Origin of the sequence: Streptomyces cacaoi, from assembly GCF_006539165.1 — a bacterium.
Taxonomy (GTDB): domain Bacteria; phylum Actinomycetota; class Actinomycetes; order Streptomycetales; family Streptomycetaceae; genus Streptomyces; species Streptomyces cacaoi.
The window spans coordinates 1-660 of record NZ_BJMM01000187.1; the positions used below are offsets into that span (position 1 = coordinate 1).

Annotated in this window: 1 protein-coding gene; it reads left to right on the forward strand. The window is 74.4% G+C overall.

Going from position 1 to position 660, the window contains the following annotated elements; all coding sequences use genetic code 11:
- A partial coding sequence (locus tag SCA03_RS34860) for a condensation domain-containing protein (RefSeq protein ID WP_230989126.1) occupies positions 1-660 on the forward strand: 660 nt, incomplete at both ends.

Sequence of the window (660 nt, forward strand, 5' to 3'; positions counted from 1 at the left end):
TGCTCGGGATTTCGGGTGCGCTGGATGCCGGAGCGCTGGGCGAGGCCGTCGCGGATGTGGTGGGGCGGCACGAGAGTCTGCGGACGGTGTTCCCCGCGGTGGACGGCGTGCCCGAGCAGCAGATCCTCGACTCCGCCGAAGCCCGTGCGGTGTGGGGCGTCGTCGACGCCGCCGGCTGGTCACCGCGGGAGCTGGACGAGGAGGCCGCCGCCGTCGTGCGGCACGAGTTCGACCTGGCGGCCGAAGTGCCCTTCCGGGCCCGGCTGTTCACGGTGTCCGCCACCGAGCACCGGCTCGCGCTGGCGGTGCACCACATCGCCGGGGACGGGTCGTCCCTGGCGCCGCTCGTCCGCGACCTCCTCACCGCCTACCGGGCCCGCTGCGCCGGCGCCGCGCCGTCCTGGGTGCCGCTTCCGGTGCAGTACGCCGACTATGCGCTCTGGCAGCACCGGGCCCTCGGCGACGAGGCGGACGAGGACAGCGTGCTCGCCCGGCAGATGCGCTACTGGGAACACCAACTGCGGGGCTTCGAGGGCCTGTTGGAGCTGCCCACCGATCGGCCCCACCCGGTGGTGGCCGGCCACCACGGCGGCCAGATCACCGTCGAGTGGCCGGCGGAGCTGCAACAGCGGGTGCAGAGCCTGGCCCGCGAGCACGAGG